The 12,903-nt window shown below is 64.5% G+C and carries 11 protein-coding genes and 1 tRNA gene; 4 read left to right on the top strand and 8 right to left on the bottom strand.

Features of this window, described 5'->3' with window-relative positions; translation table 11 throughout:
• Nucleotides 1-127: 127 nt before the first annotated feature.
• Both AC3WJU_RS08285 and AC3WJU_RS08290 read left to right on the top strand, forming a co-directional pair.
• Nucleotides 128-1,006, top strand: a complete 879-nt coding sequence (locus AC3WJU_RS08285) for a DsbA family protein (protein ID WP_284988873.1) — start codon at nt 128-130, stop codon at nt 1,004-1,006.
• Nucleotides 1,007-1,178: 172 nt separating this feature from the next.
• Nucleotides 1,179-1,252, top strand: a tRNA-Thr gene (locus tag AC3WJU_RS08290).
• A gap of 1 nt (nt 1,253) precedes the next feature.
• On the opposite strand, the gene AC3WJU_RS08295 is transcribed toward AC3WJU_RS08290, so the two are convergent.
• The 3 genes from AC3WJU_RS08295 to AC3WJU_RS08305 all read right to left on the bottom strand — a co-directional run bounded on the left by AC3WJU_RS08295 (nt 1,254) and on the right by AC3WJU_RS08305 (nt 5,604).
• Nucleotides 1,254-2,534 (bottom strand): hypothetical protein, encoded by a 1,281-nt coding sequence (locus tag AC3WJU_RS08295; RefSeq protein ID WP_492259621.1) that lies wholly within the window; start codon nt 2,532-2,534, stop codon nt 1,254-1,256.
• 228 nt (nt 2,535-2,762) lie between these two features.
• A complete protein-coding gene (locus AC3WJU_RS08300) occupies nt 2,763-4,823 on the bottom strand; it encodes a phosphocholine-specific phospholipase C (protein WP_492259622.1) in 2,061 nt (686 codons plus the stop codon).
• A 127-nt stretch (nt 4,824-4,950) separates the two neighbouring features.
• Complete coding sequence (locus AC3WJU_RS08305; RefSeq protein ID WP_492259623.1) at nt 4,951-5,604, bottom strand: phosphatase PAP2 family protein; 654 nt, start codon at nt 5,602-5,604, stop codon at nt 4,951-4,953.
• 248 nt (nt 5,605-5,852) lie between these two features.
• Here AC3WJU_RS08305 and AC3WJU_RS08310 point away from each other — a divergent pair, with 248 nt between their 5' ends.
• Complete coding sequence (locus AC3WJU_RS08310) at nt 5,853-7,145, top strand: phospholipase D family protein (protein ID WP_492259624.1); 1,293 nt, start codon at nt 5,853-5,855, stop codon at nt 7,143-7,145.
• Nucleotides 7,146-7,618: 473 nt separating this feature from the next.
• Here the strand turns inward: AC3WJU_RS08310 and AC3WJU_RS08315 are convergent, their stop codons facing one another.
• Both AC3WJU_RS08315 and AC3WJU_RS08320 read right to left on the bottom strand, forming a co-directional pair.
• Nucleotides 7,619-8,776 (bottom strand): amidohydrolase, encoded by a 1,158-nt coding sequence (locus AC3WJU_RS08315; RefSeq protein ID WP_492259625.1) that lies wholly within the window; start codon nt 8,774-8,776, stop codon nt 7,619-7,621.
• A 217-nt stretch (nt 8,777-8,993) separates the two neighbouring features.
• Nucleotides 8,994-9,617 carry a PadR family transcriptional regulator gene (locus tag AC3WJU_RS08320; protein WP_284989426.1) on the bottom strand — a complete coding sequence of 208 codons (624 nt, stop codon included), beginning with the start codon at nt 9,615-9,617 and terminating at the stop codon, nt 8,994-8,996.
• A 279-nt stretch (nt 9,618-9,896) separates the two neighbouring features.
• Between AC3WJU_RS08320 and AC3WJU_RS08325 the strand changes: the two genes are divergently transcribed.
• Complete coding sequence (locus AC3WJU_RS08325; RefSeq protein ID WP_492259664.1) at nt 9,897-10,274, top strand: SRPBCC family protein; 378 nt, start codon at nt 9,897-9,899, stop codon at nt 10,272-10,274.
• 454 nt (nt 10,275-10,728) lie between these two features.
• Here the strand turns inward: AC3WJU_RS08325 and AC3WJU_RS08330 are convergent, their stop codons facing one another.
• The 3 genes from AC3WJU_RS08330 to AC3WJU_RS08340 all read right to left on the bottom strand — a co-directional run bounded on the left by AC3WJU_RS08330 (nt 10,729) and on the right by AC3WJU_RS08340 (nt 12,759).
• Complete coding sequence (locus AC3WJU_RS08330) at nt 10,729-11,211, bottom strand: MmyB family transcriptional regulator (protein WP_492259626.1); 483 nt, start codon at nt 11,209-11,211, stop codon at nt 10,729-10,731.
• Between the two features lie 21 nt (nt 11,212-11,232).
• Complete coding sequence (locus AC3WJU_RS08335) at nt 11,233-11,607, bottom strand: hypothetical protein (RefSeq protein WP_492259627.1); 375 nt, start codon at nt 11,605-11,607, stop codon at nt 11,233-11,235.
• Between the two features lie 153 nt (nt 11,608-11,760).
• Complete coding sequence (locus AC3WJU_RS08340; protein WP_059388297.1) at nt 11,761-12,759, bottom strand: aldo/keto reductase; 999 nt, start codon at nt 12,757-12,759, stop codon at nt 11,761-11,763.
• Between the last annotated feature and the right edge of the window lie 144 nt (nt 12,760-12,903).

Here is a 12,903-nt window from a genome sequence, read left to right on the forward strand (position 1 = left end):
ATCGAGGACACTTGCTCGTTCCTCAGACTGGAGTCGAGGACCCCAGCAAAGCTGCCGGTCTTCTCCCGTAAACTGGCACCGTTGCCCTAGCTAAAAACCAACGCCGTCGATAAATCACGAGGAACTGATGAGCCCCGCAAACGAACCACGCCTGTCCAAGGCAGAGCGCACCGCCCAGGCCCGCGAAAAGGCCCGCGAGATCCGCGAAGCTCAGCTGAAGAAGGACAAGCGCAATAAGTTGCTCATCGGATGGGGCATTGTGGTTGCCGTTGTGGCGATCCTCGCGGTCATTGCCCTCGTGTTCACCCAGAACATTGTGAACAACGCCCCGATCGCCGATCAGGGACCGACGCCGGCCAACGCCAACGCGCACGGCGGCGTGACGCTGCTGAAGGGTACCGATGTGGCGAAGGTGGCCGCCGGTACCGTCAGCCTGGCGTCCCTGCCATCAGCCCCGGCCACCCCGCCCGCCACGGTGACCGCTCCCGGCGCCGAGGCTGAAGCCGGCAAGCCCGTCAAGGTTGTGGCGTACATCGACTTCATCTGCCCCATCTGCAAGAACTTCGAGAGCACGTACAGCCAGCAGCTGACCCAGTTGCGGGACGACGGCAAGATCACCCTGGAGTACCGTCCGTTCGGCTTCCTGGACGCCAGCTCCAGCACCAACTACTCCTCCCGCGCCGCCAACGCCGCAGCGTGCGTGGCGAACACGTCGCCGGACAAGTACTCGGCACTCGTGGATCTGCTGTACGCACAGCAGCCCGCCGAGGGCAGCGCAGGCATTTCCGACAACGACCTCAAGAAGTTGGCCACCCAAGCGGGATCGGCCAACATCGACTCCTGCATCGACAACAAGACGTACCGTCCGTTCGTCAAGGTGGTCACGCAGGAGGCCAAGAACATCGGGATATCCGGCACGCCCACGGTCTTCATCGACGGCCAGCAGTGGGACAACAAGTCGGACTTCATGACCGTCCTGAATGCGGCTATCGCAGCAAAGAAGTAGTTCCCTTGGCCTAGGCCTCCCGTCCGCTGGAATTTCCGTGGGCGGGAGGTCGTGGGCTAACCTTATCTAGCGCTCGCGCGCACCAGCTCCGGTTCGCCGGGGTACCAGTCCCGGTCCGCCGGGCAACCAGCTCCGGCTTGCCGGGGCAATCAGCTCCGGCCTGCCGGGGCGCGCCTCCTTAGCTCAGTTGGCCAGAGCACCGCTCTTGTAAAGCGGGGGTCGTCGGTTCGAATCCGACAGGGGGCTCTTAGTTTGGCTTTGACTTGCGCGTTACCAATTTCGCGGTGCGCCCGACCAATAGCCGGTCGCCCCAACCTAGTGGCCAACTCGATCTGCTGATGCGCGCAACGCGTATTCGGCCGGTGTCGGGTCTCTGGATGAGCGCCCGCCCCTCGCCGTCCGCGATGAGCTTGAGGCTTGCTTTGTCGCCTTTGCTGGCGTGGCCGATCGGGCTTACAAATCGGGACAAGATATAGAACGAGCGCCGGTTTCCTGCGGGGTCCTTTCCTTCGAGCCGGATAATGACGCCCTCTCTACCGGAGGTCTTCCGTGTGACGGTGACCTCGACCTGCCGCCACTGGGCTCCAGGGACGAGCAGTTTCCGGATTCTGCCATAGTCTCCGAGCTCGTTCCTGAGTACGAGGGCGATTGCGGGCGGCAGTATTAGCAGAAATATGGCCATGGCCGACGGATCGGGATGGTTCGCATCGTTGGCGCCGTCGATCCATATGTCTTGGGGATCGGTTGTGTCGACGTCGATAGTTGTCGGGAACCCCGGGCCCGGCAGAGTATGGCAGTTCGCGTTGACTTTGGCGACGCTATGCAGTTGGCGGCCGCCGACTGAGTAGTCCACGTCCAGCTGACACGAGGAAACGCGGCGTGCCGAGGTATCGGTTTGTGCCGTGACAGTCCCGTCGATCTTGGTGTAGCTGGCGAGTGTGTGTTTGATCCCCGCGATGACGGCCCATCCGAGCCAGCCTGAGACCGATGCGATGACGAACACGGCGGCGGCTCGTTTGAGCCAAAGCGTCCTGCGAAGCCAGCTTCCTTTCCATGCCGGAGGCGCGGAGTCTGGCGGGATGGTCGCCGCTATACGGGTTTCCCTGGTGACCTGGACCCAGGGTCCCGTCGCCTCGCTGCCCGTGACCGCCAGCGGATCCTCGGCGGTTTCGCGTGCAGAGTGGCGAGGGGTTCCCTGTGGAAGATCGCCGAGCTCGGACGAGGTCAGGTTGGCCTTTGCCGTGAACCATGTGCGGGACATGGCGCTCGTGTTCCACTCGCCCTCGACCTTGCGCGCCGCATCCGTGCCTGTCAGCGTCCAAGGCATATACCGGCCGGTTCCGAATGCTCCCGCGACCAATAATCCTTCGGCAACCAGCTCTTTGATCGCTTCGAGGGTGAGTTCCCTGGCCCGTCGATGATCCGAAAGAACACCAGTGCTTCGTGCGGCGGCGACTAAGTCGGAAGCGCTGAGCCAGCGGTCAGCGGCCGCTTCCATCATCGACTCCCGGAGAGTGCCGGCCTTCATGCGGGCATCTCGGCAGGAACATCGCCTGGAGCCCGAGCTGAGGTGTGTCCACAGATGTAGGTCATTCCGTTCCCCCCGCCGCGAATGGTGCCCGCGTTCTTACGGCAAACTATCGCATAATCTGCGAGGGGCCGACACCGTGATCTGGTCTAATGTTGACCGATCTAGAACTGGTTGGGACCGATCCAGACGAAGGTGGGCACGTTGCCGCTTTCGGGTGACCGCCCGTTATCTGCCCAATTGCGGATCGGAGGTGAGCGCCCGGCCGTCGTCGAGGCGTCCCGCGAGGACTCGAACGAGCTTCGGATCCGCCGCGGCGGTGATGTTGAGGTCGTACCAGCCGCCCTGCGTCGGGATCACCACGGTTTTGGCCTGGCCTGGGTTGAGGCCGAGGGCCTGCGACCCGGCGCCATACGCGTCGGTGAGGGTGAGGGCGGCCGCGGCCGTGCCGGTGTTCTCGATCCGGAACTGCGCATGGCCGGAGTCGCCGTCGCGGGTGACGGTCGAGCGGATGTCCGCGGCCGCCGTCGTGCCTGCAAAACGGCGGTACCAACCTGCCGGGCCATGCATTTGCACGTCGTACTCGGCGCCAAGCGCCCACGAGGCGTCGAGGGCCGCACCCGAGCCGATCGTGTACGAGTACGGGCCCGCCGGAAGGAGATTCGAGCGGACCTGCACGTGTGCGCCGAGCGCCCCGGCGTTCGACCAGCGGGCGGAGAGCTTGCCGCTCGACATCGAGACCTCGACGTCGAGCGCGTATCCGAGCGGGCGCGACGGGCGCGTGCCCTTCTCCTGGGCCGGCATCGAGTTGACTGCGGGAGGCGTCGGCACGTAGCTCGGGTGCCGGTTGTGGTCCGCGGGCTTGAATGCCGAGGTGTCGGTCAGGGCCGGGGCCGCACCGCCGTTCGCCGTGAAGTCGAACGCGCTCGTGAGGTCACCACACACTGCGCGGCGCCACGGCGAGATGTTGGGGGACTTCACCCCGAAGCGCGACTCGAGGAAGCGCACAATCGACGTATGGTCGAACGTCTCCGAGCACACCCATCCGCCCATGCTCCACGGCGAGACGACCAGCATCGGCACGCGCACGCCGAGACCGTAATGGCCCGGGACGTCGGCGATGCCTGAGAACGTCATCCGGCCGTCGTACCACTCGCCCTCGGTCGAAACCGTGGATGCGCCCGGGATCTGCGAGGTGTTGGGGTGCGGCGGGACGACGTGGTCGAAGAAGCCGTCGTTCTCGTCGTACATGAAGAACACGGCCGTCTTGCTCCAGACATCCGGGTTGGAGGTAAGGATGTTGAGGATGTTCGCCGTGTACCAGGCTCCGAAGTTCGGCGGCCAGTTCGAGTGCTCGGTGTACGCCTCGGGGGCCACGACGTAAGAGACCTGCGGGAGCTTCCCGCCCGCGACGTCCTCGCGGAAGATCCGGAACAGGTCGTCGCCGGCCTTCGCGTTCGTGCCGGTCAGCGCCTTCTCGTGGAGCGGGCTGCCGGGCTTCGAGTGCTGGTACTGCGTGAGGTAGAGGAGCGAGTTGTCGCCGTAGTTGCCGATGTAAGGGTCGCCCGTCCAGCCCCAGTAGCCCGCAGCCGTGAGGCCGTCGCCGACGTCCTGGTACACCTTCCAGCTCACGCCGGCCTTCTCAAGCTCCTCGGGGTATGAGCTCCACGAGTAGCCGACCTCGGCGTTCCACAGGTCGGGGCCGCCGGCTTTGTAGTCGTTGCCGTCCCAGCCCGTGAACATGTAGTAGCGGTTGGGGTCCGTGGGGCCAAGCAGCGAGCAGTGGTACTGGTCGCAGATGGTGAACGCGTCCGCGAGGGCGAAGTGGAACGGGACGTCGCCGCGCTCGTAGAACGCCATCGTGGCCTCGGACTTGGCGGGGAGCCACTTGTCGTACTTGCCTACGTTGAAGGCCTCGTGGGTGAGCTTCCACGAGTGGTCGAGGTCTTCCATGAACTGCATGCCGAGATTCGGTGCGGCTGGGTGGTACGGGAGGATGTCCCGCGTCCCGTTGTTCTGCGCGAACGCGTCCTTTCCGCTCGGGAGGATGGCCGGATGCGGGTCGCCGAACCCACGCACGCCCTTGAGCGTGCCGAAGTAGTGGTCGAAGGCACGGTTCTCCTGCATGAAGACGATGACGTGCTCGACATCCTTGATCGAGCCGGTGGCACGGTTGGCCGGGATCGTCGCGGCGCGAGCGATGCTCTCGCCGAGCATCTCAGCGATTGCTGCGGTGGCTGCGCTGGCCCCGGATAGTTGAAGAAAACGCCGACGGTTGAGACCTGACATGAGCTGCTCCCAGTGCTTGGCTTAGCTGACGAAAACCCCCGACCGACTCTTCCAGCGCCAGGCAAAAGTTAAGTGCCGGAAAGGCAAATTTTGGGGCAACATGTGGCCGCTGCACCGGAACCGGCGTTCATCCGCCTGGAGTCCCGCCCGGGGAGTGGCTGAGCTTTTCAGTCTTTCGGGCGGTGAGATAAAGGCGGTGGGCAGTGATGACCAGGACCAGCCAGGCGGCACCGAGGGTCCAGGCCGCCAGGACATCCGTGAGCCAGTGGTGGCCCAGGAACACCCGGCTGAGGCCGATGGTCAGGGCGAAGAGGGCCGCGGCGGTCACGGTCCAGGCTCGGGCCCGGCGGGAGCGGCAACGCAGGATGACCAGGTAGGCGATGATTCCAGCGATGACGAACGAGTTCAGCGAATGCCCACTGGGAAACGAGGGGGAATACTCGTAGGGCGGCACGGCGTCGATGAGCGGCGGCCGGGCACGGCCGATGAGCTGCTTGCCAGCGATTGTCATGAGCAGGGAGCCGGCAGCCGCAGTGACAATGAGGATCGCAGGGGTCCAGGAGCGGCGCCGGAGGACCAGGACGGAGGTGGCGATCGCGGCCAGGATCGGCATCCCGATTCCTCCGCCTAGATCGGTGTAGGCAGTGGCGGCGGCGTCGAGTGCTGGGCTGCGCAAGGTCATCGCCGCCTCCAGGACCGGGTGGTCCAGGGCGGCCACGCCATCTGCTTCCGTCACTGCCTCGTACACCTCGCCGGTCGCGAAGGCCAGCAGTGATGCCACGACGGCTCCCGCAGCGAGGACCAGGATCAGCGCACCGTACGCGCCGAGACGGGCGCTGAGGCGTTGTGCGCGGGAGGCGAGCCACCTTCCGGCGGGGGTCTTCCACCGGGCCAGGTCAGCGTCGCCGACAAACCGGTCGTCGCTGAGCTCGCTTTTGCCTCCGGCTGAATCTTCGTCCGATGTGCTGCTCGGGGGTGGAAGTGCGGGGCCTTGTCTGGAGATCCCATGGAGAGCGGGTATCGGCTCCGATGAGCGGCCGATCCAACGAGCTTCTTAGCCGCAAGATCAACGACGCCGGCGGAGAAGTGCTTTTGGATCAGCGCGTCCGAATGTTCGGCTCCCACCACCAGAAGTTGTTCGTCATCCGCCGTCGTGACGATCCTTCGCGGGATGTCGCGTTCATTGGCGGGATCGACCTTTCCCACAGCCGACGGGACGACGCCGACCATGGGGGAGACCCGCAAGCGGTAACCATGGATCCCAGATACGGGAAACGGCCTCCGTGGCACGATGCCGCACTCGAGCTGCGTGGCCCCGTGGTTGCGGATGTGCTCGCGGTGTTCGCTGAGCGGTGGAACGACCCCCATCCCTTGGACCGCGGTACCCCGTACCGGATACTGCAGCAACGCCTGGCCCGCATGCCCCGGCACCCCGAACCGCTCCCGGCTGCCGCCCCGCCGCCACCACCGGCCGGTCCTCATGCAGTGCAGCTACTGCGCACCTACGGCGTGAAACGTCCCCCGTTCCCGTTTGCACCCGAAGGCGAACGCAGCATTGCCCTCGGTTACGCAAAAGCCTTCGCCCGCGCCCGCTCGCTGATCTACATCGAGGACCAGTACTTGTGGTCGACAGAAGTTGCAGCCGGAATCGCCGGGGCCCTCGAGCGGAACCCCGACTTGAACGTGATCGCCGTCGTTCCCCGCTACCCCGACTCCGACGGCCCCCTGGTAGGGCCGGCAAGCCGGATCGGTCAACTTCGCGCCCTGAGGATGTTGCACCAGACGGCACCCGACAGGGTCGGAGTGTTCGACCTGGAGAACAGCTCGGGAACTCCGATCTACGTCCATGCCAAGATCTGCATCATCGACGACATGTGGTTCACCTGCGGCTCGGACAATTTCAACCGCCGGTCCTGGACCACCGATAGCGAGCTCACCTGCGCCGTATTCGACGCCACCGCCGGCAACGGAGAGTCGCCCGGCGCCGACAGCGGCCACGACATTGGCGCCGGCCACGACGCTCATCGGCCGCTGGCCCGCGGGCTCCGCCTCCAACTCTGGGCCGAACACCTGGGCTTGGAGGAGGACGATCCCCAACTCCACGACCCGGCGGCGGGGCTCAAGCTGTGGAAAGCCAGCGCCGACGCCCTTGACCACTGGCATGAAACCGGGCGCCGTTCGCCCCGTCCGACCGGGAACGTGCGGCACCACACCCCGGAACCCGTCTCCTTCCTCCAACGCCTCTGGGCGGATCCGATCAGCCGCTTCGTCGTGGACCCGGACGGCCGCCCCCGCCGGCTGCGCGGCACTAGCCGGTTCTAGGCAAGCTGGGCCGAAGCGGCCCGGCATAACTGATTGCGAACCATCTCTTCCGGCTTGCCCATGGCCCTTCTGGGAATCCTGGCATAGGGTTTGACCCACTACCCGCCGGCTGCCCCATTGGGTTCATCAACACGATGTGGGCGCTCGGGAATGAACTTTGAATTCGGGGATCTGGCCGACGCCGATTCCCGACCGATGAAGACGTGAGGGAGAAACATGACGCTTGCTCGTGCTGGACATCGAATTGCCACCCATCGTCCCTGTATTCCCGCAGCGCTGCCAAGGGTGCCGGCTTGCGGGCGGTGCGGCCCGGGGTTTCCGTTGACCTTCCATGAGTACGTTCCTGCGGTCTATGCGGCCGATGGCAGCGGATTGCGGCCGCCGTCGGCAAGCTACAGCTGTCCACGATGCGGTACAAAGGACAACCATCAGGTTCCCTCGGGCTGGGCACCGCCCGAGTGGCAGTGGTACTCCTAAGCCAGGTAGGACAGCGCTGCGACCACGTGGGTTTGGACGCCCATGGACAGGGCCGGATCGATCACGGGCGCGAAGAGTGGAGAGTGGTTTGCCGGTATGTCCCGGGCCACTGTCCCGCGTTCGACGGCGGCCCGGTAGGTTTCGGGGTCCGCGCCGCCTAGGAGCCAGAACGTGTATGGGACCCCGAAGGCGTCCGGAATGCGGGTGAAGTCCTCTGACGCGGTCTGCCTATAAGCGGTACGCACTGAGTCTTCCCCGAAGTGGGCGGTGAATGCGGCCCGGACCGTCTCTGTCACGGCCGCGTCGTTGCTGGTGAGGGGAAACTGATCGTAGTACTCGAAATCCGGGTCTTGCGGTGATCCCGCGGCGGAACACTCGCCAAGGACTATCCGCTCAATGGCCGCGAGGACGGACGCGCGGACCTGGGTATCGTAAGTGCGGACGTTGAGCAGGAGTGTGGCGCGGTCGGGGATGATGTTGGACGTCGTCCCGGCGTTGAGCGCCCCCACTGTGACAACCGCGAAGTCCCCCGGTTTCGTCTCCCGCGAGACGATGGACTGCAGCCTGAGCACGATCGAGGAGGCAAGCACCACGGGGTCGACCGACATGTGCGGCATCGAGCCGTGCGCGCCCTTCCCATGCACGGTGATCTTGAGCGAGTCCGCGGCGGAGAGGACGGGGCCCGGCGTGGTCGCTACCATCCCTGCCGGGATCGGCATCACATGTTGCGCGAAGGCGACGTCCGGCCGCGGCACTTTGGCGACGAGTCCGTCGTCGAGCATTGCTTGGGACCCGGCCCCGATCTCCTCGCCGGGCTGGAACAGCGCGATATACGTCCCGGACCAGGCTGTCCGGCCGTCGGCCATGAGTTTGGCCGCGCCGAGCAGCGCAGCCACGTGCAGGTCGTGCCCGCATGCGTGCATGACACCGTCCACGGTCGACGCATAAGACAGCACCGTCGCCTCGGTGACCGGTAACGCGTCCATGTCCGCGCGGGCAAGCACCGTTGGGCCGTCCCCATTTGCGAGGATGCCGACGACGCCGGTGCCCCCGATGCGCGCTACGGCATAGCCGAACGCCGCGAGTTTCCCCTCGACGACCCTGGAGGTCCCATGCTCCTCGAGGCTCAGCTCGGGGTGTCTGTGCAGGTCCATATATGTGTCCCGGATCCAGGCGAGTTCTCCTTCTAGGCCTGCAAGGACTGCTTCGCAACCGTTCATGGACCCATCGCTCTCAGTAGCAGTTCGGGCGCCTGGGCGAACCCGCGCAACCGGGAAACCAAGCATAGACCCGGAAACCGAACCGGGGGAGTGTACATTCCGAAGCCGCGAGCGGGATTACTTCCACGTCGCGGCTTCGGAAGGGGCGGTACTAGTCAGCGAGGATGTGGTACAGCGCTCGCCGGGCTTCGTCGATCTTTTCCATAGCCGCCGTACGCTGTTCGTCCGTTGCGGCGAAGCGGAATTGATGGATGACTCCCATGAGCTTTGCCACGCTCTGGTGGAACGCGGGTCCTGATCCCTCCGGATCGATGTTCCACGCATTTTCCAGCTCCTCAGCATGCTCCGCTACATATGCCTTCCCGGCATCGGTGAGTGTGAACTCGGTGCGCCGGCCTTCGCCGACGGGCGCAATGAGTTCCTCGTCAACGAGCTGCTGCAGGGTCGGATAGACGGAACCCGGGCTTGGGCGCCACGATCCGGACGTCTTCTCGGCGATTGTCTTGATGAGTCCGTATCCATTGGATGGCGCTTCAGCCAGCAGGGAGAGGATCGCGAAACGAACGTCGCCCTTGTTGGCCCGACGCGGGCCCCCGGGACCAAAGCCGGGACCAAATCCTGGTCCGAAGCCTGGTCCGAAACCGCGGCCCGGCCCAAATCCGCGGCCCGGCCCGAATCCGCCGTGTCCGTGGGGACCGCGACGGCTGCGGCCGCGTCCGAAACGTTCCATATCCGGACCGCAATCTGTGTGTTTATTGTCGTGAATGCCTTTCATAACGGCATCGTCCTTTCAGTGTTTTGTGGGTTGCCCTCAGGCTCGCAGTTTGTTCTGCGATACTTAACGATATATCGTTGACTGTCGTTAAACAAGAGCTGGATTTTGTTCGAACTTGGTCTGCGACGCAGGCCGGGGATACCCGATCGCTCTGCCGATTGCCCACTCGGAACTTAGGATGGTCGCTAACGAGATTGAGGACAACAGATGAGCGAACAACTGACGACCATCGAGGTCGAAGAATTCCTGCCGCATTCGCCCGCCAAGGTTTAGCGGGCTCTGACGGAACCCAGGCTGATCGCCCGCTGGTTGATGGAAAACGACTTCCAAGCGATCGTCGGGCATCAGTTCCAGATGCGCGGGATTCCCGTTCCGGCAGTTGGCTTCAGCGGCTTGGTGGCCAGCGAAGTCCTTGACGTGGAAACGGAGAAGCTACTGCGTATTTCGTGGCGGGACGCGAACTCCGGAAACAGCCTCAACAGCACCGTGACGTGGTCGATCGCCGCGGAAGACACCGGCACCCGGCTGTCGCTTGTCCACGACGGGTTCAATCCCGACGAGCCGACGCACGTGGCATCGCACCGCATCATGAGCGGTGGCTGGCGAAACCATGTGCTTCCGCGGCTCGGCCAGACCCTGGCCGAACCCGACAGCTAAGGCAAACAATGCAATTCGTCGTCTTCTACAGCTCGGATCCTTCCGTACACCTCACCGGCAAGGCTCCAGGACAGGCTGCACTTTAGGCTCGATTCCCCACGCCACCCGGTGGAGTGCGGTTGCGAGCCAACCCCGGAGCCGAGCCAGCCGCAGGCGCCTTGCCGGGCGTGCCGGAACAACCGGTGCCCCCGGCAAGGCACTGCGGCTGTCATTGTTCACGAGGCCAATGACCGCGCAGGCCATCATCAACGAAAAATCCATAGTCATCTTCTTCTCATCTAAAACGTGGAGCCCTGGACTGTAATCAGTTAGCGGCTGGAAAAACCCGAATACTCAAGGCGGAACCGCCGTCGTTCAAGGTCCTGTTAAAGACGCTAAGCGCTCCGGAAGACGATGTCAGCAGCTAGGCCGCTCCCTGCTTTTCCTAGGATTGGCGGTCCTACCCACACCGGGCTCAGTCCGAGATCGACGCCGGCGCCGCCAGTTCGCTTGCGGTGGTGGCCGCCCAGCTCGCGAGCAGTTTCAGGCGTTCGTCGCTCGCCGACCCTGGTTCCGCCGTATAGGCGAACATCGTCCACCCGGGGTTGGCCGGCAGTTCCATTGCCTCGTAGCTGAGTTCGAGATCCCCGACCACCGGGTGATGCATGCGCTTGATGCCGGTCCGGTGGAAGCGGACGTTGTGGGCGGCCCAGCGTGTGCGGAATTCCTCGCTCCGGGTAGCGAGCTCGCCGACCAGATCACTCAGGCCCTTGTTGTGTGGCTGCCGTCCGGCGTAACTGCGCAGGGTGGCCACAATGTCGTTCGCGCCTTGCTCCCATCGATGTAGAAGTTGCGTCCATGGATTCAGGCTACTTCCGGCAGGGGAAGTGTGGGAGGTCCTGTCAGTACACCGTTTAAGCGCCGTGGGCGGATACGGCTGGGTGCCGTATCCGCCCACAGTGCTTGGTTGCCTTGGGGGTTAGTGACCGGGGCCGCCGGTTTCGGTTGCGGTGACCTTGAAGCTCGCATCGAGCTTGACGGTGGCGTGGGTGCCGTCCGACTTGGTGATGTGGGCTTCGTAGGCGGCGCTGCCGTCGTCTTCGGTAGTCATGTTCTCCACGGTGGCGCCGGAGTTGGCGGCAAGTACAGCGGCCTTCACCTTTGTTGCGGTGTCACCGGTGAGGTCGGTTTCGTTCCCATGGTTGCCGCCGTTCGTGGCGGGGGCGGATGGGCTGGCGGTCGAGGTGTCAGTAGTTGCGGCGTTAGCGGGCAGGGCCATGGCGGTGAGGGCTCCGCCGCCTGCGACGGCGCCAATCAAGGCGGCGCCTACGGCGATTTTCCGGACTTTGTTCACGATGTTGCTCCTTAGAGGTTCAACTTCGAGGGGTTCGAAGCTGTATCCCATCCTCGAACCCCACGCTTTGGCCCCTGTATGCCTATGCTGTGCCTGGACTGTGACATTTTTGTCCGGCTCACAGCATCCGGAAGCGTGGCACCATGCGTACGCCTAGAGGTTGGTCATCCGTTCCGCGGCGTCGTTGTAGCGCCCGCCCTGCACCTGGATCCTGGAGGCGGCGTCCTCGATTTCGCCCAGTTCCGCGGTGGACAGTTCGACGGCGGCTGCACCGATGTTTTCCTCCAAGCGGTGCAGCTTGCGCGTTCCGGGGATCGGGACGATCCAGGGCTTCTGTGCCAGGAGCCAGGCCAAGGCGATCTGACCGGGCGTGGCACCCTTGCGTTGTGCGATGTTCGCGAGCAACTCGACGACGGCGGCATTGTGCTGGAGCGCATCCGGCGCGAACCGGGGGATGGTGCTGCGGATGTCGTTGCCGGCGTCGAAACTGGTGTCCGCGGTAATGGTTCCCGTCAGGAAGCCCTTGCCGAGCGGGCTGTAGGGCACAAAGCCGATGCCCAGTTCCTCGCACGCGGCCAGCACTTCTTCCTCGGGGCGGCGCCACCAGAGGGAGTATTCGCTTTGGACGGCGCTCAGGGGCTGGACGGCATGCGCCCGGCGGATGGTTCCGGCGGACGCTTCGGACATGCCGAAGTGCTTCACCTTGCCGGCCTCGATTAGTTCCTTGACCGCACCTGCCACGTCTTCGATAGGAACGTCGGGATCCACCCGGTGCTGGTAGTAGAGGTCGATTGCGTCGACGCCCAGCCGGCGCAAAGAGCCGTCCACGACCTCCTTGATGACCTCCGGGCGGCTGCTCACGCGCCCGCTCGGCTTGCGTTCTGCGGGATCGATGTCCCACCCGAACTTGGTGGCGATCACCACTTGGCCCTTGTACGGAGCGAGCGCTTCGCCCACGAGCTCCTCGTTGGCGTACGGGCCATAGATTTCGGCAGTGTCGAAGAATGTCACGCCCCGGTCCACGGCGGCACGGATCAGCGAGATCATTTCCTGCCGGTCCGGCTTGTCGCTGTATCCACCTGTCATGCTCATGCAGCCCAGTCCGACGGCGGAGACCTCCAAGCCGTGGGTGCCCAGTGTGCGCTTTTCCATCGTTCGTCCTCCTGTGTCGTGAATCCTGTGTCGTGAAACAAGATCCAGCCTTGCCGTCAACACTAGGGACGCGTCGGTACTGTCAGGGAGTCCCTGTCAGTACCTCTCTCAGCGCGGAGCTCCCGACGGCGGCGGTCCGCCCCC

The sequence above is a fragment of the Arthrobacter sp. FW306-1B-F12A genome (assembly GCF_058781865.1).

Excerpts from the sequence above, each read along its gene's own strand:
- AC3WJU_RS08285 (WP_284988873.1), top strand. The coding sequence starts at position 128 with ATGAGCCCCGCAAACGAACCACGCCTGTCCAAGGCAGAGCGCACCGCC.
- AC3WJU_RS08300 (WP_492259622.1), bottom strand. The coding sequence starts at position 4,823 with ATGTCAGGTCTCAACCGTCGGCGTTTTCTTCAACTATCCGGGGCCAGC.
- AC3WJU_RS08315 (WP_492259625.1), bottom strand. The coding sequence starts at position 8,776 with ATGGACCTGCACAGACACCCCGAGCTGAGCCTCGAGGAGCATGGGACC.
- AC3WJU_RS08295 (WP_492259621.1), bottom strand. The coding sequence starts at position 2,534 with ATGAAGGCCGGCACTCTCCGGGAGTCGATGATGGAAGCGGCCGCTGAC.
- AC3WJU_RS08340 (WP_059388297.1), bottom strand. The coding sequence starts at position 12,759 with ATGGAAAAGCGCACACTGGGCACCCACGGCTTGGAGGTCTCCGCCGTC.
- AC3WJU_RS08320 (WP_284989426.1), bottom strand. The coding sequence starts at position 9,617 with ATGAAAGGCATTCACGACAATAAACACACAGATTGCGGTCCGGATATG.
- AC3WJU_RS08310 (WP_492259624.1), top strand. The coding sequence starts at position 5,853 with ATGAGCGGCCGATCCAACGAGCTTCTTAGCCGCAAGATCAACGACGCC.